The sequence below is a fragment of the Streptomyces sp. NPDC024698 genome, from assembly GCF_055559015.1.
The window spans coordinates 195,178-213,698 of record NZ_JBVHLK010000003.1 but is presented as its reverse complement, the minus strand read 5'-3'; the positions used below and the strand labels follow the sequence as shown (position 1 = coordinate 213,698).

The following is an 18,521-nucleotide window of genomic DNA, read 5'->3' as shown; positions in this document are numbered from 1 at the left end:
ATCCTCTCTACAGAACAGGGAACGCGCCGTCAGCGGCGCTGGGTGGCCCAGGTGCGCAGCAGGGCGTCGACGCCGTCCCACAGGGCCTCGACGTCTCCTCGCGCATACCAGTCGGTCTTGAAGTTGACGGTCGCCGTCACGCCGTCCTCGTCCTCGTCCCAGAAGGTGGCGATCGAGGCGTCGTGCCAGCCCACGGAGATCGGCAGCGGCCGGGTCCGCACGCCGGGCATCCCGACGGTGCCCACCGTCTTGCGCATGCCGAGGGGGCGGGCGTTGAAGGTGACGTACGGGACGCGGGACTGCCGTCCCACGGCGTCCGGGTCCATCCGGTCGATCAACGCGGGCCAGGGCACATGGCCGTCGTCCAGGGTGGCGAACATCCGCTGGCGGAAGTGCCGCAGATAGTCCTCCGTTTCGGGCCGGCTCCCCGGCTCGCTGATGAGGACGGCCTTGCTCGCCAGCCAGCCCGTGGTCTGGTGTAGTTCGGGCAGCTCCCGGTTGGCGGTCGAGAGCGTGGTGGCCACCGACTCGCTGCCGGAAAGGGTGAACAGCGAGCGGTGCAGCGCGGCGTGCATGAGGTTCAGGGCGGTCATCCGCAGCGGCCTGGCCACCGTGCCCAGGCTCTGGCAGACGTCGAGCGGCAGCCGGCGGCTGAAACCGTCCTTCGCCTCGTAGCGGACGGGCGAGTGCCCGCTGAAACCGGAGATCGGCATCGCCGGGATCGCCCCGACTGCGCTCAGCCCCGCTGCCAGCCGTTCCAGGGCCTGCTTCCCCTCAGGGGAGTCCATCATCCGGTTCTGCCGCCGGACGAAGTCGGGGAAGGTCATCTGCACGGGCGGCAGTTCGAGCTCCGAGCCGTCGCGCTCGGCGGCGTAGAGCGCCGACAAGTCGCGCATCAGGACGTTGAGCGACCACCCGTCGCTGACCAGGTGTTCGGCGACGAGGGCGAAGTACGTCTCCTCGCCGGGGCGGATCGTCACCAGCAGCCGGGCCATCGGGCCCCGCTCCAGGTCGAAGGGGTCCGCGCAGGCCGACCGCAGAGCCGCCACATCGGCGTCCTCGGTCCCGGCGGTGGGCAACTGCTGGAGGTCCACCGGATCGGCCAGCCCGATGTGCCACACCATGGCGTCCAGGTCGAACCCGCTGAGCAGCACCGGGTGGCGTCGCTGAAGGGCGTGCCAGGCCCGATTCATGGCGGCCAGGTCCAGAGGCCCGGTGAACGCCAGCGGGAGGGTGGCGTGGTGGGGGTTGAAGACCCCGCCCTCGGCGTCCTCCAGGGTCTGGCCCAGGCGGTGCCGCTGGTTCCAGGAGACCGGCATCGACTCACGCATGGTGGAGCTCCCCCACCGATCGCACGAGGGAGGCGCCGTCATGGGCTCGTACGCCGCCGTCGGCCCGCAGCGGGCGCAGCAGCAGCTGCTCCGGGTCGCACATCACCTCGACGAGCTCGGGGCCCCGGTGCGCCAACAGCCCGGCGAGGTCGGCGTCGAGCGTGGCGGCGCGCTCCAGCTTGCGGTACGGCAGGCCGAACGCCTTCGCCACATCGCGGAAGTTCAGCGCCTCCGGCTCTTCCAGGGCGGGGCCCTCGCACAGGGCTTCCTGCGATTCCCGGATCGAGGCGTAGCCTCCGTTGTTCAGTACGAACACCTTGACGTCCAGGGAGTACTGACTGATGGTCGCCAGCTCCTGGATGTTGAGCTCGATCGCTCCGTCGCCCACGAGCACCAGTACCTGGCAGTCGGGCCTGCTGAACGCCGCACCTACCGCCATGGGTACCGCGGCGCCCATGTTGAGGAACGCCGCAGAGGTGATCTCCCGCTGCGAGGCGGAGAACTCCAGGGTCTGGCCGGTCACGTAGTAGGCGCTTCCGGTGTCGACCACGAAGACATGGCGGGGGCCGGTGTGCGCGTCCAGCCGCTCGACGAAGCGGTACGAGTTGAGGGGTTCCCGCAGCTCGCCGCCGGCGATCGTGGGGTGCGCCTCCTTCAGCTCGGCGCAGGTGGCCAGCCAGCGTTCGCTCGCGGCGGGCTCGGTCGACTCCGCCGACTCGATGAGCAGCGCGTCGAGCAGGTCGCGTACGTCCATGCACACCGGGAAGTCGATGCGCACACCCTTCTTCTTCAACTGGGACGGGTCGATGTCCACCGCGACGACCGTCGCGTCGGGGTTGAAGCTGTCGGCGTCCTCGCCGACGAACGCGGTCGACAGGCTGGACCCCAGGGTGAGGACCAGATCCGCCTGAGCCATGATCAGGTTCGGGTAGAGCCGCCCTCGGATGCCGCCCTGGCCGAACCACAGCGGCGAGTCGTACGGCAGCAGGTCATTGCCCAGCCGGGAGGCGACCACCGGCAGCCGCAGCCGCTCGATCAGCGTCCGGAACTGCTCCTCGGCCGCGCCCTGCCGGATCCCCTGGCCCGCGATGACCAGCGGCCGTTCGGCGGAGCGCAGCATGGCCATGATCTGTCGGGCGGCCTGCCGCGCACCCGCACCCCTCGGCTCGTCTGCGGCGGACGGTGCTTCGTGCAGGGCCGCCGGGTCGATCTCGGCCGCTTGCACGTCGAGCGGGATGTCCAGCCAGACCGGGCCAGGCCGGCCCGAGAGCGCTTCGCGGACCGCCCGGTCCAGGTGGGCCCGGATGTCGGAGGGTTGTTCGACCACTGCGGCGTATTTGGTCATGCTGCGGGCGCTGTTGACGACGGCGAATCCCTGGACGCCGAAAGATCGGGCGTCGTCGTCGATGTGGCGGGTTTCGACCTGGCCGGAGATGACCAGGACGGGTACGCCGTCGGCATAGGCGTCGACCAGTCCGGCGAGTGCGTTGACCGCGCCGGGGCCGCTGGTGACCAGGGCGACTGCGAGGTTGCCGGTGAGTTTGGCCGCGCCGGTGGCCATCAGGGCGGCTGCGGTCTCGTGCCGGGCGCAGACGCAGAGCAGGTCGGGCTGCTGGGCGAAGGCGTGGTCGAGATGGATGGAGCCGGTGCCGGAGAGGCTGTAGCAGGTGCGGACACCCAGCGAATGCAGGTAGGAGGCCACGTAGTCGGCCACGCGCATGGTCATCGCAACCACTTCTGTACCCGTTGTGCCAGTGCCTGTGCCGTCAGTCCGAAGTGTTCGTAGAGGAATTCGGCGGGGCCGATGGGGGCGAAGACCTGCGGTATGCCGATCTGTAGGACGGGTACGGGGGTTGTGCGTACGACGACTTCGGCGACTGCGCCGCCGAGGCCGCCGTTGACGACGTGGTCCTCGGCTACCACGAGTCGGCCTGTCTCGCGGGCCGCTGTGGCGATGGCCTCGGCGTCGATCGGCTCGATGGAGCCCAGGTGCAGGACGCGGGCGTTGACGCCGTCCTCGGAGAGGAGGCGGGCGGCCTCGACGAGTCGGGTGGTGAGCAGGCCACTGCCGATCAGGGTGACGTCGGTGCCGTCGCGCAGCTGGGCTGATCCGCCGTAGCTGAAGGTGTGGTCGGGTGGGAACAGTTCGGGGGTGTGGAGTTTGCTGACGATCCGGATGTAGACCGGGCCGTCGTGGGTGAGGGCTTCGTGGAGTGCGGCGACGGTGTCGCGGGGGGTTGCCGGTGCGAGGACTTTCATGCGGGGGATGGCGCGCATCCATGCCAGGTCTTCGACGGCGTGGTGGGTGCCGCCGAGCGCGCCGTAGGCGAGTCCGCTGACGAAGCCGCAGAAGATGACGTTGGAGTTGGTGTAGGCGGCGTTCTTGATCTGTTCGAGGGCTCGTGAGGCCATGAAGCAGGAGGCGGAGTAGACGAAGGGGCGTAGGCCGCTGTTGGCCAGGCCGATCGAGACGCCGACCAGGTTCTGTTCGGCGATGCCGACGTCGATGAAGCGGTCGGGGAATTCGGCCTGGAAGCCGAGTGCGGAGTGGGTCTCGGCGGAGTCGTTGTTGACGACGCAGATCCGCTCGTCCTTGTGTGCCAGCTCAAGCAGGGCGGCAGAAAACGCGGCGGCGCAGTCAGTCATTGGGGGCCTCCTCAAGCTCCTGGAGCGCTTGCTGTAGAAGTTCCGGCGTGATCCGGCGGCTGTGCCATTCGAGGTTGCGTTCCATGAAGGACACGCCCTTGCCCTTGGTGGTGGAGGCGATGACGCAGGTCGGTTTGCCGGCGGTGAGCGGCGCGGAGCGGAACACGTCGAGCAGGGCGTGGATGTCGTGTCCGTCGACGGTGCGTACCTCCCAGCCGAAGGAGCGCCACTTGTCGTCGAGCGGCTCCAGGGCGTTGATGTCCTCGGTGCTGGCGCCCTTCTGGGCGAGGTTGCGGTCGACGACCGCGACGAGGCTGTCGAGGTTGCGGGAGGCCGCGAGCATGGCGGCTTCCCAGTTGCTGCCTTCCTGGAGCTCGCCGTCGCCGGTCAGGACGAAGGTCCGCCGGGTGGAGCCCTGGATGCGGGCGCCGAGCGCGGAGCCGACGCCGAGGGAGAGGCCGTGGCCGAGCGAGCCGGTGTTGAACTCGATGCCGGGTACTCGGGTCGAAACCACGGTGCTCAGGCGCGAGTTCGCGCCGCCGAAGGTCGCCAGCTCCTCTTCCGGGAGCAGCCCCTTCAGCGCAAGCACGCTGTACATGGCCGCGGACGCGTGCGCCTTGCTGAGGATGAACCGGTCCCGGTCCGCGTCGTCGGGTCCGCCGCGAAGCACGCCGAAGTAGAGGGCGCACAGGATATCCATGGCGGACAGATCCGCGCCGATATGGCCGATGCCGGCCTGGCTGACGGTGGTCAGCGCGAGCGCTCGGGCCCGCGCCGCCTGAGAGCGCACCAGCGCCACGTCTTGCAACAACACTATGTCCCTTTCTGGTTACTGCCTGATGGATCGTCAGACTGTGGGGGAAATACGGCTGTCAGGCGCCGAGCTGCTGCCACTCGTCGAGCTGCTGGAGGTCGAAGACGTCCTTGACCCCGGAGATGTTGTCCTCCAGGTGAGCGGTGTGGCCGGTCTCGTAGATCGACTGGAAGGTGGAGCGCAGCGAGGTGATCGTGGCGCGCAGCCCCTGGTTCGCGTAGATGACGGCCGAGACACCCGCGGCTCGGGCGTCGTCCGCATGCCAGTCGGGGTAGGTGGTGGGCACCACGACGACGGGCAGCCGGTCCTCCCAGAGACCGAGGAATTCGAGGACCTGGTCCTTGGTCTTCTGCTTCGAGTGGACGAGCACCGCGTCCGCACCGGCGTCGGCGTAGGCGGTACACCGCTTGAGGGCCTCGTCGACACCGAGGCCGCTGATCATGGCCTCCGTGCGGGCGATGACGAAGAAGTCGTCGGTCCGCTGGGCATTCTTCGCCGTCTCGATCTTGTGGGCGAAGGCGCTCACATCCAGCAGAGTGTGGTCGGCGGCAGCGAAGCTGTTCATCTTCGGGAAGATCTTGTCTTCGATGCTCACGGCGGTGATGCCGGCGCTCTCGTACTCGGCCACCATGTAGGCGACGTTCATGCTGTTGCCGAACCCGGTGTCGCAGTCGGCGACGACCGGCACGGAGAGCGCCTTCTGTATGTTGGCGGCCGCTTCCAGATAGTCCGTCATGCTCAGGAGGCTGGCGTCGGGGAGGCAGCGCGCCGCGGAGATCTCGAAGCTCGACGCCCACACGGCCTGGAAGCCGCTCTGCTCGGCGATACGGCCGCCCAGCGAGGAGTGCGCGCCGGCGATCTTGGTGAGGGGGTTGTCGGCCAGTACCTGCCGGAACGAGGGGTAGCTGTTGCGGATCATAAAGTCTCCTCTGGTGCGGCGACATCGATGGATGCCGCCGGGTCCGATGGGGTGTTTCGGGTGAAGGCCCACCCGGCGGCAAGGCCGGTGACGAGGAACAGCGCGGCCAGGATCAGCCAGCCGGTGGCGCCGAGACTCATCGTGAGCACGGTGACGAGAGCGGGGCCCAGGAACTGCTGCAAGCCCCGCGCGAGAGCGAAGACGCCTTGGTACTCGCCCATGCGGTCGGGGGGCGGCAGGGCGAAGGCCAGTCCCCAACTGCCCGATGCCTGGGCCAGCTCGCCCAGGGTGAGCGCGATCAGCGAGGGCACCAGGAACACCGTGGCCCAGACCGCTCCTCCGCCCCCGGACAGCGCGAACAGCGTGCAGGCGACCGCCAGCAGCACTCCTGCCCGTACGAGCAGGCGACCGGAGCCGTGCACGGTTTCCGAGCCCCTGCTCGCGACGCGCTGGAAGAGCACCACCATGATCGTGTTCAGTGCGATCAGAACAGCCGTCAGGGCTCTGGGGGCGCCGGTCCGGTGGACGATCCACAACGGCATGCCCACCGTCAGGACCGGCAGATAGAACTCCAGCAGACCGCTGAGCCCGGTCGCGAGCAGAAAGCGCCGATCCCTGATCGCGGCCCAGGACCGTTTGGCGGGCGCCGTCGGAACGGGCTTCGTCCCGGCCGGCGGCCGGAGCCGGAAGGCGATGACGGCGCAGCTCAGCTGCAGTATCGCGTTCGCCGTGGTGATCGCGATGAAGGCGGATCGGCTGCCGTCGGCCAGCGCCAGACCCGCCAGGGCCGCCCCGCCGGTGAAGCCGAGATTGAAGAGGCTGCGCATCTGGGCGCGCACCACCAAGGCCTTGACCTTGCCGAACAGGGCGTGCATCAGGGCGCCGCGCAGCGGGCCTCCTGCCCCTGTCTCACAGACGCCGATCAGGGCCGCGACCACGGTGAACTGGGCAACGTTGTCGACGAAGGGGTAGGCGAAGAACAGGGGGCCGAGCAACGCGTAGCTGATGGCCAGCGGAACGCGTGCCCCGAACCGATCGGCGATCCGGCCGGCCGGCATCGAGCAGAGGAAGCCGCAGATGCCCGCGATCGACATGGCGAATGCCAGTTGGTCGGCGGAGAATCCCGCGGTCCGGGTGAAGAAGATCACGCTGGAGGTGAGGAAGAGACCTGTGCCGAGCGACTGAGCGAACGTCAGGGCGGCCATCGGGCGGGCCGCGCCGGGCTCGGGGACCAGGTCGCGCAGAAGGTCGAGGGGTAAGGCGAGTGTGGTGGGCAGGGGGTTTCTGGGCATGGGGGATCCCTGTTCACAGCGGGAGGGTTTCGGATCAGCTGCCCGCGAGGAGTTCCATGGCGGACGGTGGCTCCGGGACGGACCGACGGACGATAGGGGGTGACTCCGGACAACACCCTGACCTCGCGGCGCCGTTGACGCGGCGGAGAGTGCAACGCCCGCTGTGGTTCAGTGTGCTGAGCAGGAAGCAGATCCGCTGCGGCGGGCATTGCGCTCCAGCGCGATCTCATCTGCCGGCGTGGTGAGGTCCAAGTCGGCCGCCCGGTGGGCGAGTTCCGCCCGGCGGCCGTCCGGCCGACCGTCGACCCCGATGATGCGCGGCACAGTGGGACACCTGCCGCGACAGACGGCGCTCACCACTGACACACAGTTCCCGTAGTGGCGCGAGTCCACCCCTGCGCGGCCACTCCTCGGTTCAGACGTTTTCGAAGAGCTCCGGCTTCTCCACCGCTTCCGCGAGCTGTCTGATGGTGCTCCGACGAAGAACTCCGGAACGCGGCATGGGAAGGCCCGCATCGATCGCTCGGGTCGCGATCGTCAGCGCCATGAGCGAATCACCGCCGAGGTCGAAGAAATCGGCGTCAATATCGGTGACAGGCTCGCCGAGAGCTTCTTCCCAGAGGCGGGAAAGCGTTTGGACAATACTCTCGTTCAACATGTCGATCCTCTCGAATCCCCCGCCGGGGCAAGAGCGCACCCAGGTCGATGGCATACGTGCTTTCGGCTTGGACTGCCGGCGGGATTTGATCACGTGGGCAGCACGGAATGCCCCACAAAGCCTTTGCGACTTCCCCCTTGATATCCCCCGTGGGCCGCTGCGGGCCGCTGTTCACTGATCTCCACTCGCATGTTGACGGGTCAGGTCAACCGAAGTTAGGGCGAGTTAATGTGACTGCCATGATCCAATCACATGACAGTCCCCGAAGCAATCGGACCCGGACTATGGAGTTGGCAAAACGACGGTCTGTCAGCGCGCCATTTCTCTGCGTGTCACTCCTCCCGTCGGCCCGCTCCTCGCTCCATGAGGGCGACGACCTCGGCGGCCGACGCTCGTACGGACGCCTCCTCGTGCGTGGTGAAGCCGCCGGAGCGCACCCGCTCCTCGAATTCGTCGACGTCCTACCGTCGGTAGGGCGAACCGTCGCCGGGGATTCACCGGTCCCATTCCTGGTCCAGGGTGTCGAACCCGTCCGATGTACGGCGCGTCGGCTCCTGGAAGTCGACGTACCGGCCCTGGAATCGGGAGCCCTCCCAGCGCGCCCGCGTCAAGTCGCCCTCCCGGCCCGCTTGTAGCTGGAGCATGTTCTCGGACTGCCGGACGTGCTCGAACGCACCCCAGGGGTGTGGGCCCGGGCGGAACTCGTGGGTCCCGGACGTGAGCGGCGTGTTCCTGACCGGATGCACGGCCGGCGGGTGGCCGGGGGTGGCTCGATCCGGTTTCGCATCGCATCGGTGATCACTGGTTGGAAGGACCTGGAACAGGGGACTTGCGGGCGATGCCTCCGGAGAAGCCGATATCACTGGTTTGGTGGGACTGTCCTTCAGGACGTCAAAGAGGAACCTGAACCAAGCCTGGCTCAACGAGCTCGAACCCCGTGAAGAATTCCCCGATGTTGCTGTGTGAGCGCAGGTTCAGGGTCGCGCTCGCGTTGTTGTACACGGCCTGAGATTCGTTGTGTTCGGCGAAGTCAGCGATTGCGAGGAATGCATCCGCCGGTGCTTTGACGATCGCGCCATTGTCGACGTAAGCCACCCGGCTGCCGGAGGATACCCGATCGGCTATCTCCTGCACGTTCGGCGATGCGGGAAGGCCCGTGCCTATGTCGAGGATCTGACACACCACTGCCCACCACGTACCCGACGGCACGGTGCATGAAGTCCCGGTTGGCCCGCCCGCCAGGCCGCACCTCAGGGACTTCAGCAATGAGAGCGTCTCCTGTCTCTTGGTCCACCGGTTAGTCGTATATGCGGGCCGGGCGTGGTCTACGGGTGTCAATTTCGTTGGCTTGAATGCCATGCTGCGGCATGTGACGTTCCTCTCAAGGCCCCGCGACTCACTCGCCGACCACTGGCAGACTGTAGTTTCCCACATCAACTCTGCGGCCACCCAAGGGAGTTCAAACTCCCGTCCCGAAGCCCCAGCACGTGCCGCGCTTCGGCCGCATCGACCATCACTTCACGCGGGCACCGGACGAGGTAGGGGAAATGCGTTCATGCGGCGAGGGCGCCAAGGGTCCACGCGTCTATCACCGGGCAGTCGTCCCATTCCCCGCGATCGAGGACTTCGATGGCGAGACGCCCCCGCGCCAACGCCGGGCATTCGCCCGTCGCGGCGTCGCCAGGCCCGATGGGATCGCTCCGCCGTCGTCGGCTCCGGCAGTCGTGGCCTCGACGGCGGCGAGCTGATCGACGGGCGTAAGCGGCACGTCGTGGTCGATACCCCCGGCCTGCTGCTGGGACCCGCCGCCCGGCCCGCGACGACGAACGCCGCACCACCAGCGCCGAGGCGATGATCTACTGCTCATGACCCGCCGCCCGGCTCGGGCGGCACTCTGGGCGAGGGTGAACCGTCCCGGCTGCCGCTCGGCCGGCCAGCCGCGCGCGACCAGGCCGGCCCCTCACGCCACACCGGCACCTGCGACTTCGGCTTCGCCGGATCCCGGGGTGCCGACGGCCCGCCCGCATCCCGCGGATCCGGGACGTCCTCCGTGTCGGCGGTGGCTGCCGCAGTCCGGAGCCGGCACCGCATCGACCCGCCTGCGGGCGATGACCCACTCCTGCCATCGCCGCTCGGCGTTCGCGCGGCGATGATCACGTGCCCGGACGTTCCGCTTGCTACTTCCCGGTGCGCACCCGGAGGCTGCCGCGGTCGCTCTCCTTGAGGCCGCGGCCGATGATCAGGCGCTGGATCTGGTTGGTGCCCTCGAAGATCTGCATGACCTTGGCCTCGCGCATGTAGCGCTCGACCGGGAAGTCGCGGGTGTAGCCGGCGCCTCCCAGCACCTGGACCGCGTCCGTGGTGACCTTCATGGCGTTGTCGGTGGAGATCAGCTTGGCGATCGACGCCTCGGACTGGAACGGAAGCCCCTCGTCCTTGAGCCGGGCCGCGGCGAGCGTGGTGGCCCGCGAGACCTGCACCGCCGCGGCCATGTCGGCGAGGACGAAGGCCAGGCCCTGGTGCTCGATGATGGGCCGGCCGAAGGTCTCCCGCTCCCGCGAGTAGCGCAGCGCGTGGTCCAGCGCGCCCTGGGCCAGACCCGTGGCCACCGCGGCGATGCCGAGCCGTCCGCAGTCCAGCCCGGCGAAGGCGATCCGCAGCCCCTCGCCCTCCTCGCCGAGCCGGCGGCTCGCGGGGACGCGCACGTTCTCCAGGCGCACGGTGGCGGTGGCGGACCCGGTCAGACCCATCTTCTGCTCCGGGGGGTCGGCCACCACACCGGGTGTGTCGGCCGGGACGAGGAAGCAGGAGATGGCGTGCGAGCCCTCGTCCGACGTGCGGGCCATGACCGTGTAGAAGTCCGCGTACCCGCCGTGCGTGGTCCAGGCCTTGGCGCCGTTGAGGACGTAGTCGTCGCCGTCCCGCACCGCCCGGGTGCGCATCGCGCCCGGGTCGGAGCCCGCGTGGGCCTCGGACAGGCAGTAGGCGCCGAGCAGCTCGCCGCCGAGCATGTCCGGGAGCCACTCCTTCTTCTGGTCCTCGGTGCCGAACGAGGCGAGGGCGAAGCAGGACAGCGCGTGCACCGAGACGCCCACCGCGACGCTCGCCCAGACGGCGGCGATCTCCTCCAGGGCCTGGAGGTACACCTCGTAGGGCTGGTCGCCGCCGCCGAACTCCTCGGGGTAGGGCAGGCTCAGCAGCCCGGCCCGGCCGAGCGTCCGGAAGACCTCACGGGGAAAGCGCCCCTCGGCCTCGGCCTCGGCGACGCGCGGAGCGAGCTCCTTCTCGGCGAGCTCGCGGGTCAGAGCGATCAGGTCGACGGCTTCCGGCGTGGGGAGGGTGCGGGTCGCGGGCATGGCGGGTCCTCGATGGTGGCGGTTCGCTGGACGAGATTTTGATACTCCAGGCGATACAACAGTATCGTTTTTGGTACCGCCAGGCCATGCCGGGAAGCTACCGATCGGCCGGTCGGTCACCGGAAGCCGGGTCCTGTACGTGAGGAGCCGGGCCGGGCGCGCGGACGTGCGGGCTTTCCCGGCGGTTGACGCGCGGGTTCTCCCGGCGGTGGACGCGGGGGTGTCTCGCCACGCCGCGTGGCCGGGGGGTGGGTGTGCCGGGGGTGGCGGTGATCAGGGGGAGACGGCGTGCACAATGAGCGACGCCAGCTCGGCGTAGGCCTCGGCGTCGTTCAGTCCCGTGCGGGCGGCGACCTCGCCGCGCTGGATCTCCTGCATGGTCGCGGCCACGACCTCGCCCACGAACGCCGCGTGGACGTCACGGAACGCCCCCGCGGCCACGCCGTCGGCGATCAACTGCCGGATCCGCCCCGCGGCGAGGCGCGTATTGGCCTCGTACACCTCGCGGGCCGGCTCGAACTGCGCCATGTCGTCGAGGAACCGCCGGGAGAGCGGCCGCAGCTGTCCGGCGACCGCGTTCAGGTAGACCACCACACGCTCGGAGGGCGCGGAGGTGTCGGCCACCTGCTTCTCGACGGCCTGGGCGGCCTCGCGGAAGTAGTGCTTCACCGCCTCCCGCACCAACTCCTGCTTGCTTCCGGCCAGTTGGTACAGGGTCGTCTTCGAGCAGTGCAGCCGCTCGGTCAGCTCGTCGAGGGTGAACGCCGCGAAGCCCTCCGCCACCAGCAACGCGACCAGCCGCTGGAGCAGGTCGGTCTGGCGGGCGGTACGACGTGTGGACGGCATGATCTCAGCGTAACCGTTCCTCCATCACCGTGACCGTCGCCCCTCCAGGGGCGGAATCCCGGGCCGAATGCCCCCTGTCCTGGGCCGACGGCTCCGGGCGGGTCGGGTGCGGCGCCCGGTGCCGGCGCTCCGGAGGAGCCGGGCGCGGCGCCCGCTCATCCCTCCCGGTCCGCCCCCGCCCCTCCGCCGGCGAGGTCCTCCGCCTCCGGCAGCCTCTGCACGTCGACCCCGCGCACCTGCGCCAACTCGTGCTTGAGCGCTGTGAGTTCGACGCCTCCCGCCATCTGGTCGGTTAGTTCCTCCAAGCTGACCTCGCCGCGATCGGCGCTGAGTTCCAGGGTGCCGAGCCGCAGAACGGCGAAGTGGTCGCCGACCATGTAGGCGTGGTGGGGGTTGTGGGTGATGAAGACGACGCCGAGACCGCGGTCGCGGGCCGCGGCGATGTACCGGAGGACGACACCGGACTGCTTGACGCCCAGCGCGGCGGTCGGCTCGTCGAGGATGAGCACCCGGGCGCCGAGGTGCACCGCGCGGGCGATGGCCACGGACTGGCGCTGCCCGCCGGAGAGTGTGCCGATCGGCCGGTCGAGGTCGTCCAGGACGATGCCCATGGTGCGCAGTTCGTCGTCGGCGGTCCGTCTCATCCGGGCGATGTCGAGCCGCTGTACCGGCCAGGGGCCCTTGGTCAGCTCGGAGCCGAGGAAGAAGTTCCGCCACACCGGCATCAGCGGCACCGTCGCCAGGTCCTGGTAAACGGTCGCGATGCCCTTGGCCAGGGCCTCCCGCGGGGAGCTGAAACGCACCGCGGTGCCGTCCACGAGGAACTCGCCCTCGCTGTGCCGGTGCAGCCCGGAGATGATTTTGATGAGGGTGGACTTCCCGGCGCCGTTGTCGCCGAGGACACAGGTCACCCGGCCGGGACGGACGGCGAGCGACACGTCGTGCAGGGCGCGCAGGGTGCCGTACGACTTTCCCGCGCCGCGCAGCTCGACGATCGCGGCGTCGTCGTGCCCGGGCGGGACGCGGTCGTGCCCCGGCGGGAGGCCGTCGCGATGGTGCGAGGCGCCCTCGTGCCCGGGCGGGGTGCCCTCGTGCCCGGGCCGGGTGCCCGGGGCGGGTACGTCCGTGGTGCCGGATCCGTCGTCTGTCATGGGTCGGTTCACCTCCGGGTCGCCGTGCGGCGGACCCACAGATTGACGAGCGTGGCGCCGAGCAGCATCACGCCGAGGAAGGCCTTGAACCAGTCGGGGTTCCAGCCGGCGTAGACGATGCCCTGGTTCACCATGCCGAACATGAAGGCGCCGAAGACGGGGCCGATCGCGGAGCCGTAGCCGCCGGTGAGCAGACAGCCGCCGATCACCGCCGCGGCGATGTAGATGAGCTCCTGGCCGACCCCCTCGCCCGACTGCACGGTGTTGAACGAGAACAGCTCGTGCATGCCGACGAACCATGCGCCGAAGCCGACCGCCATGAACAGCGTGATCTTGGTGAAGGTCACCGGCACGCCGACCGCGCGGGCGCTCTCCTGGTCGCCGCCGACCGCGAAGACCCAGTTGCCGTACTTGGTACGCAGCAGCACCCAGGTGGCGAGCGCCGCGAAGACGAGCCACCACACGACCGTGATCTTCACCTGGACGCCGCCGACGGCGAACGACGAGGCGAAGACCCTTCGCGCCTGGCCGAAACCGTCCATGTCACTGATGTCGTCGGTGGCGACGTTGTCGGTGACCAGCTTGGTGACCGCGAGGTTCACGCCTTGCAGGATCAGGAAGGTCCCGAGCGTCACCAGAAAGCTCGGCAGCCCGGTGCGGACCATCATCCAGCCGTTGAACGCCCCGATCGCGAGCGAGAGGACGAGCGCCACCACGACTCCCGCCCAGACGTTCACGGTGAGCTGGTAGCTGAGCATGCTCGCCGTCAGCGCCGAACTGATCACCGCGACGCCTGCGGACAGGTCGAACTCGCCGCCGATCATCAGCAGGGCCACGGGCAGGGCCATGAGGCCGATCGTCGAGGACTGGTAGAGCACGGTGGCCATCGAGCCGCCGGAGCGCACCGACGGAGCCGCGACCAGGAAGAAGACGAACACGGCGGCGGCGCCGAGGAACACCCCGACCTCGGGCCGGGCGAGCAGCCGCAGCGCCCGGGGACGCCGCGCGCTCTGCCCGCCGGTGGCCCGGGGGCCTGGAGCCGGCGGCACGGTCGCCGTCGGCCCGGCCCGCCCGGCCGTACTCATCACCGGGTGCCCTTCGCGGCGAACCCGGCGACGGTGTCGACGTTGCTCTTGTCCACGAACGCCGGACCGGTGAGCACCGGCTGCTCGCCACCGCCGCTGTAGTTGCCGTTGTTCTTGTAGAGCCAGAGCGAGTCGATCGCCAAGTAGCCCTGGAGGTAGGGCTGCTGATCGACAGCGAACTGGATGGTGCCCTTGCCGATGGCGCCGGTGAGATCCTTGTTGAGATCGAACGTGGCGATCTTCGCCTTGCTTCCGGCGTCACTCACCGACTGCACCGAGGCCAGCGCGTACGGGGCGCCGAGCGCGACGACGTAGTCGATCGCGGGGTCCTGCTTGAGCTTGGCCGTGACGGTGGACTTCACGGACGGCATGTCGGTGCCGTTGACGTACAGGTTCTCCGTGGTTCCGCCGAACGTCTTCTTCACGCCGTCGCAGCGCTGGGTGAGGCCGACGTTTCCCTGCTCCTGGATCACACAGACGGCCTTTTTGGCGCCCTCGGCGTTCAGTCTCTTTCCGAGTGCCTCGCCCGCGACGGTCTCGTCCTGGCCGAAGAACTCCGTCAGGCCCAGCCTCTTCCAGTCGCTCAGACCGGAGTTGAGGCCCACGACGGGTATGCCGGCCGAAGTCGCCTTGCCCACCACGTCCTTCATGGCGTCCGGCTTGGCCAGGGTGATCGCGATGCCGTCGACCTTCTGGTCGATCGCGTTCTGCACCAGGTTGGCCTGGTCGCCGGCGTTCGGGGCGTGCGCGTAGACGAGCCTGATGTTGTCCTTGGCGGCCGCGGCCTCGGCGCCCTTGCGGACGATGTCCCAGAACGTGTCTCCGGGCGCCTGGTGGGTGACGAGGGCTACCGTCATCTGCGGTGTGTCCGCCTTGCCCGCGGTGCCGGCGGCCCCGCTCTCCTCGGCCTTCTTGCCGCCCGAGCCGCTGGAGCAGCCCGCGGCGAGGAGTAAGGACGCGGCGGCCAGGGCCGCGAGGGGGGCGAGTTTCCGGGAACGGGGTCGGAGCATGCGATCCATCAGTCCAGCACCTCACTGTGCGACCGGGGCCTGTGTGTTTCCTCCTGTACATCCCCAGCAACAGGCGCATCACGCATGCGAACGGAACCTGACCGGCGGGCAACACCCTTGAGATACAACTGATGTGACAGACAGTCAGGCTGCAAGGTAGCCGGACAGCCGGACAGCCGGACAGCCGGACAGCCGGACAGCCGGACAGCCAGACGGTCAGGCCGGCCGGCGCGGCCACCGCGGCCAGGCGGGCGGCCGGGTTGGGCGGCCGGACTGGGAGGCCCCGCCCGCCCGGACGGGGCGTCAGAGTACGGCGAGCCGGTCCACCATCAGCCGCACCCGCTGCTCGGCGAACTCCGGCGGAAGCCGTCCCGCCCGGGTCAGGGTGGCCACCCCGTGCAGGGCCGCCCAGAACACCTCGGTGAACAGACCCGGGTGGACGCCGTCCCCGGCCACCTCGCCGAGGCACTCCAGCAGGGCGGCGAAAGCGTCCTTCAACGGCTCCGGGGTGTCCTCCCGCGCGAACGCCAGGCCGCCGTCCAGCTGGAACATGGCGTCGTAGACCGCCGGGTTGCGCGCGGCGAAGTCCAGGTAGGCGCGGGCGAGGGCGGTGACCCGGGCGCGCGGGCCGGCCGCGGTGGAGGTCGCGGCCCGCAGCGCCGCGGCCATCTCGGCGGCGCCTTCGAGGGCGACGGCGCCGATGATCTCGCGCTTGCCGCGGAAATGGCTGTAGAGGACGGGCTGGCTGTACTCGATGCGCTCGGCGAGCCGACGCGTCGTGACCGCGTCCCAGCCCTGCTGCTCGGCGAGTTCGCGGGCCGTCGCCACGATGAGACGCTCGCGGCCCGCCCGCTCACGCTCCTTGCGTTCCTGTACCGACATGACACCATCCTAGCACCGCTAGACAATCGAGCAGAGGTAGGACTAGCGTTGCCTCATCATCTAGCAACGCTAGATCCTGGGAGGGATCATCATGCTCACCGCACTCGAGGTCTTCACCACCGTGGTCGTCGGCGTGATGGTGGGGGTGGAGTTCTCCGTCGCCTTCATCATGAACCGGATCCTGGACGCGCTTCCCGAGGACAGTGGTCAGCTCGGCCACGCACACGGCGGCCGGATGCTCGGGGCCCTGATGCCGTTCTGGTACATGGGCTCGGTCGTCCTCAGCGCGATCTGGGCCGTGGCCGGATGGCACGATCACGGCGCCCGACTCGTCGTCACCGCCGCCGGCCTGCTGATCCTCAGCGTGGTCATGTCCATACTGCTGCTCGTCCCGATCAACAACCGGAACAAGACCTGGACCCCCGACAACCGGCCCGCCGACTGGAAGCAGCAGCTGGACCGCTGGAACCGCTACCACTACGTCCGCGTCGCCGTTCTCGTCGCCGCCTTCGCCCTGCTGGCCGCCGCCCTCGCCTGAACCTGCCGAGGACACGTCCACCGCGTCGAGGGCGTGACGAGCGCCACAGGAACCGCGGGCGGGGCACGGAGAGTACCGAGTGTGAGTCAAATAGAACCAGCGGAGTCCATGCGTGCGCGCATACGGGCGGGGGACCGGGCGGCGTTCGCCGAGCTCTACGACCAGTACGCGCGGGCGGTCTACAACCACGCCCTTCGGCTGACCGGCAACTGGTCACAGGCCGAGGAGGTCATGTCCGAGACGTTCCTGGCCGCCTGGCGCGGCCGGGAACGGGTCGAGCCGGACGGCGGATCGATGGGGCCCTGGCTCCTCGGTATCGCCACCCACAAGGCACGCAACGCCAACCGAGGTCTGCGCCGGCGGCTCGCCTTCCTCGCCCGCAGCCCGCAGCCGCGTCCCGTGGAGGACTTCGCGGAGGAGACGGCGGGACGGATCGACGACGCCCGCCGGCTCGCGCTGGTCCATCAGGCGCTGGGCCGGCTCCGCCGTCAGGAGCGTGAGGTGTTCGCGCTGTGCGTGTCGGCCGGGCTCGACTACCGGCAGGCCGCGCAGACGCTCGGTGTTCCCGTCGGCACCGTACGGTCGAGGCTCTCGCGCGCCCGGGCCCGGCTCGCCCGGCTCAGCTCCGAGCAGGACGGCGCGAGGACGGAACCCCCCGGCGCCCGTGGAGAGATGGAGAGTGAGGCCGCGTTCGCGGCCCTGTTCCTGAAGGAGGGGACCCGATGAACGCCGACGGTCGACGGACCGAGGAAGCGCTGGAGCTGTTGTCCGCGCCGGCCGAATGGGACCTCCCGCCGGAGCGGCACCTCCACTACAAGGACGTCCTGATGCAGCAGATCGACCAAGACCTCGGCCACGCCCCCGCCTCGGCCCCGACCTCCGCCTCGGCCCAGTCCCTGGCCTCGGTCCCGACCCCTGTCTCGGCACCGGCACCGCGCCGCCGGCTGACGCGTCCGGCGGTCCTCGTACCCCTCGCCTCGACGCTGCTGGCCGGAGCGCTGGCCGTCACCGTCACCCTCACCGGCCCCGGCGAGGGCCGCACCCCGGCGGACCGGGCTGCCACCGGTGGCGCCCACGCCCAGAACGCCTCCGTCACCCTGAACCGGATCGCCGTCGCCGCCATGGCCAGTGACGTCACGCCGGTCAGGGATGATCAGTTCGTGTACGTGAGGAGCCTGATCGTGGCGAACAAGGGAACGTTCGAAGGGCCCATCAAGCTCGGAGCCCCGCATACGGTGGAGACGTGGATCTCGCAGGACCCGAAGCCTCTGACGACCACCGGCTGGATGCGTGAGTCGGGCAAGGACGCCGTGATGCCCGGTGAGACGATTCCCATCGAGTCCTCCGCCGCGGTCCCGGCCGGGATCGACCACCCCACGTACGCATGGCTGTCCTCGCTCCCCACGGACCCCGACGCCCTGCTCACCCGGCTGCGCCGCGAAGTCCGCGTGTCCGAAGGGGAGTCGAGGGAGCAGGCCGTCTTCTCCCTGATCGGCGACCTGCTGAGTCAGACGCTCATGCCACCTCAGAACACCGCCGCGCTGTACCAGGCGGCCGCAAGGATACCCGGCGTCAGGGAGATCCCGGACGCCGTCGACGTGGCGGGCCGACGCGGGATCGCCATCACCCGTGAGGACGCCTCCTCCGCCACCCGTGACGAATGGATCTTCGACAAGCGCAGTCTCGCGTTCCTCGGCGCGCGTGGCTTCATCACCCACGACAAGCAGAAGGGCATCACCTCCGACACGCTGACCGGCAGTACGGCCGTGTTGCGGCGCGCCGTGGTCGACCGGCACGGTGAGCGGGAGGCCGGGGCCGAGGGCTGAGCAGCGGGCGGCGGGCGGGCGACGCGCGGGTGCTCCGCCCGCTGCCGAGTTCGCCCTCCGCCGCCCGAGTTCGCGGCCCCCGGTGCCAGCCCTCCCCTCGTACGACCGCGAAGGCGAGGATCGGCGCGGGCTTCGAACGTGCAGGGGCCGGAGGGGACGGTGGGATG

18 protein-coding genes are annotated in these 18,521 nt (G+C 69.5%); 3 read left to right on the top strand and 15 right to left on the bottom strand.

Features of this window, described 5'->3' with window-relative positions:
- Nucleotides 1-29: 29 nt before the first annotated feature.
- From ACZ4AA_RS08745 to ACZ4AA_RS08675, 15 genes are all read right to left on the bottom strand, one after another.
- A complete protein-coding gene (locus ACZ4AA_RS08745; RefSeq protein WP_467597698.1) occupies nt 30-1,331 on the bottom strand; it encodes a condensation domain-containing protein in 1,302 nt (433 codons plus the stop codon).
- The gene (locus ACZ4AA_RS08740) at nt 1,324-3,057 is read right to left on the bottom strand and encodes a thiamine pyrophosphate-binding protein (RefSeq protein WP_467597695.1); all 1,734 of its coding nucleotides are present in this window, start codon (nt 3,055-3,057) and stop codon (nt 1,324-1,326) included. Before ACZ4AA_RS08740 ends, ACZ4AA_RS08745 begins: the two co-directional genes overlap by 8 nt.
- Entirely contained in the window at nt 3,054-3,977 is a 924-nt protein-coding gene (locus ACZ4AA_RS08735) for a transketolase family protein (protein WP_467597693.1), read from the bottom strand. The genes ACZ4AA_RS08740 and ACZ4AA_RS08735 overlap by 4 nt, the downstream gene beginning before the upstream one ends.
- Nucleotides 3,970-4,788, bottom strand: a complete 819-nt coding sequence (locus ACZ4AA_RS08730) for a transketolase (protein WP_467597690.1) — start codon at nt 4,786-4,788, stop codon at nt 3,970-3,972. Before ACZ4AA_RS08730 ends, ACZ4AA_RS08735 begins: the two co-directional genes overlap by 8 nt.
- A gap of 61 nt (nt 4,789-4,849) precedes the next feature.
- Entirely contained in the window at nt 4,850-5,710 is an 861-nt protein-coding gene (locus tag ACZ4AA_RS08725) for an isocitrate lyase/phosphoenolpyruvate mutase family protein (protein WP_467597687.1), read from the bottom strand.
- Nucleotides 5,707-7,002: an MFS transporter gene (locus ACZ4AA_RS08720; protein ID WP_467597683.1), complete on the bottom strand. Its 1,296-nt coding sequence runs from the start codon at nt 7,000-7,002 to the stop codon at nt 5,707-5,709. The genes ACZ4AA_RS08725 and ACZ4AA_RS08720 overlap by 4 nt, the downstream gene beginning before the upstream one ends.
- Before the next feature lie 415 nt (nt 7,003-7,417).
- Nucleotides 7,418-7,660: a phosphopantetheine-binding protein gene (locus ACZ4AA_RS08715; protein ID WP_467597680.1), complete on the bottom strand. Its 243-nt coding sequence runs from the start codon at nt 7,658-7,660 to the stop codon at nt 7,418-7,420.
- Between the two features lie 494 nt (nt 7,661-8,154).
- Nucleotides 8,155-8,304 carry a hypothetical protein gene (locus ACZ4AA_RS08710; RefSeq protein WP_467597676.1) on the bottom strand — a complete coding sequence of 50 codons (150 nt, stop codon included), beginning with the start codon at nt 8,302-8,304 and terminating at the stop codon, nt 8,155-8,157.
- A gap of 247 nt (nt 8,305-8,551) precedes the next feature.
- Nucleotides 8,552-8,842 (bottom strand): SAM-dependent methyltransferase, encoded by a 291-nt coding sequence (locus ACZ4AA_RS08705; RefSeq protein WP_467597673.1) that lies wholly within the window; start codon nt 8,840-8,842, stop codon nt 8,552-8,554.
- Between the two features lie 995 nt (nt 8,843-9,837).
- Nucleotides 9,838-11,016, bottom strand: coding sequence for an acyl-CoA dehydrogenase family protein (locus tag ACZ4AA_RS08700; protein ID WP_467597670.1), 1,179 nt, complete (start codon nt 11,014-11,016; stop codon nt 9,838-9,840).
- A gap of 273 nt (nt 11,017-11,289) precedes the next feature.
- The gene (locus ACZ4AA_RS08695; protein WP_467597667.1) at nt 11,290-11,862 is read right to left on the bottom strand and encodes a TetR/AcrR family transcriptional regulator; all 573 of its coding nucleotides are present in this window, start codon (nt 11,860-11,862) and stop codon (nt 11,290-11,292) included.
- Nucleotides 11,863-12,017: 155 nt separating this feature from the next.
- Nucleotides 12,018-13,013, bottom strand: a complete 996-nt coding sequence (locus ACZ4AA_RS08690) for an ATP-binding cassette domain-containing protein (protein WP_467597662.1) — start codon at nt 13,011-13,013, stop codon at nt 12,018-12,020.
- A gap of 8 nt (nt 13,014-13,021) precedes the next feature.
- Nucleotides 13,022-14,098: an ABC transporter permease gene (locus ACZ4AA_RS08685; protein WP_467597660.1), complete on the bottom strand. Its 1,077-nt coding sequence runs from the start codon at nt 14,096-14,098 to the stop codon at nt 13,022-13,024.
- Nucleotides 14,098-15,117 (bottom strand): sugar ABC transporter substrate-binding protein, encoded by a 1,020-nt coding sequence (locus tag ACZ4AA_RS08680; protein ID WP_467597656.1) that lies wholly within the window; start codon nt 15,115-15,117, stop codon nt 14,098-14,100. Before ACZ4AA_RS08680 ends, ACZ4AA_RS08685 begins: the two co-directional genes overlap by 1 nt.
- 294 nt (nt 15,118-15,411) lie before the next feature.
- Nucleotides 15,412-15,990, bottom strand: a complete 579-nt coding sequence (locus ACZ4AA_RS08675; protein ID WP_467597653.1) for a TetR/AcrR family transcriptional regulator — start codon at nt 15,988-15,990, stop codon at nt 15,412-15,414.
- Between the two features lie 91 nt (nt 15,991-16,081).
- Here ACZ4AA_RS08675 and ACZ4AA_RS08670 point away from each other — a divergent pair, with 91 nt between their 5' ends.
- The 3 genes from ACZ4AA_RS08670 to ACZ4AA_RS08660 all read left to right on the top strand — a co-directional run bounded on the left by ACZ4AA_RS08670 (nt 16,082) and on the right by ACZ4AA_RS08660 (nt 18,354).
- Nucleotides 16,082-16,528, top strand: a complete 447-nt coding sequence (locus tag ACZ4AA_RS08670) for an anthrone oxygenase family protein (protein ID WP_467597650.1) — start codon at nt 16,082-16,084, stop codon at nt 16,526-16,528.
- 108 nt (nt 16,529-16,636) lie between these two features.
- Nucleotides 16,637-17,254, top strand: coding sequence for an RNA polymerase sigma factor (locus tag ACZ4AA_RS08665; protein ID WP_467597647.1), 618 nt, complete (start codon nt 16,637-16,639; stop codon nt 17,252-17,254).
- Nucleotides 17,251-18,354, top strand: a complete 1,104-nt coding sequence (locus tag ACZ4AA_RS08660) for a CU044_5270 family protein (RefSeq protein ID WP_467597644.1) — start codon at nt 17,251-17,253, stop codon at nt 18,352-18,354. Before ACZ4AA_RS08665 ends, ACZ4AA_RS08660 begins: the two co-directional genes overlap by 4 nt.
- Nucleotides 18,355-18,521: the final 167 nt, after the last annotated feature.

Coding starts and splice junctions, on each gene's coding strand:
- ACZ4AA_RS08680 (WP_467597656.1), bottom strand. CDS start 15,117: ATGGATCGCATGCTCCGACCCCGTTCCCGGAAACTCGCCCCCCTCGCG.
- ACZ4AA_RS08720 (WP_467597683.1), bottom strand. CDS start 7,002: ATGCCCAGAAACCCCCTGCCCACCACACTCGCCTTACCCCTCGACCTT.
- ACZ4AA_RS08695 (WP_467597667.1), bottom strand. CDS start 11,862: ATGCCGTCCACACGTCGTACCGCCCGCCAGACCGACCTGCTCCAGCGG.
- ACZ4AA_RS08745 (WP_467597698.1), bottom strand. CDS start 1,331: ATGCGTGAGTCGATGCCGGTCTCCTGGAACCAGCGGCACCGCCTGGGC.
- ACZ4AA_RS08685 (WP_467597660.1), bottom strand. CDS start 14,098: ATGAGTACGGCCGGGCGGGCCGGGCCGACGGCGACCGTGCCGCCGGCT.
- ACZ4AA_RS08660 (WP_467597644.1), top strand. CDS start 17,251: ATGAACGCCGACGGTCGACGGACCGAGGAAGCGCTGGAGCTGTTGTCC.
- ACZ4AA_RS08715 (WP_467597680.1), bottom strand. CDS start 7,660: ATGTTGAACGAGAGTATTGTCCAAACGCTTTCCCGCCTCTGGGAAGAA.
- ACZ4AA_RS08725 (WP_467597687.1), bottom strand. CDS start 5,710: ATGATCCGCAACAGCTACCCCTCGTTCCGGCAGGTACTGGCCGACAAC.
- ACZ4AA_RS08665 (WP_467597647.1), top strand. CDS start 16,637: ATGCGTGCGCGCATACGGGCGGGGGACCGGGCGGCGTTCGCCGAGCTC.
- ACZ4AA_RS08690 (WP_467597662.1), bottom strand. CDS start 13,013: ATGACAGACGACGGATCCGGCACCACGGACGTACCCGCCCCGGGCACC.
- ACZ4AA_RS08675 (WP_467597653.1), bottom strand. CDS start 15,990: ATGTCGGTACAGGAACGCAAGGAGCGTGAGCGGGCGGGCCGCGAGCGT.
- ACZ4AA_RS08670 (WP_467597650.1), top strand. CDS start 16,082: ATGCTCACCGCACTCGAGGTCTTCACCACCGTGGTCGTCGGCGTGATG.
- ACZ4AA_RS08700 (WP_467597670.1), bottom strand. CDS start 11,016: ATGCCCGCGACCCGCACCCTCCCCACGCCGGAAGCCGTCGACCTGATC.
- ACZ4AA_RS08735 (WP_467597693.1), bottom strand. CDS start 3,977: ATGACTGACTGCGCCGCCGCGTTTTCTGCCGCCCTGCTTGAGCTGGCA.
- ACZ4AA_RS08740 (WP_467597695.1), bottom strand. CDS start 3,057: ATGACCATGCGCGTGGCCGACTACGTGGCCTCCTACCTGCATTCGCTG.
- ACZ4AA_RS08710 (WP_467597676.1), bottom strand. CDS start 8,304: ATGCTCCAGCTACAAGCGGGCCGGGAGGGCGACTTGACGCGGGCGCGC.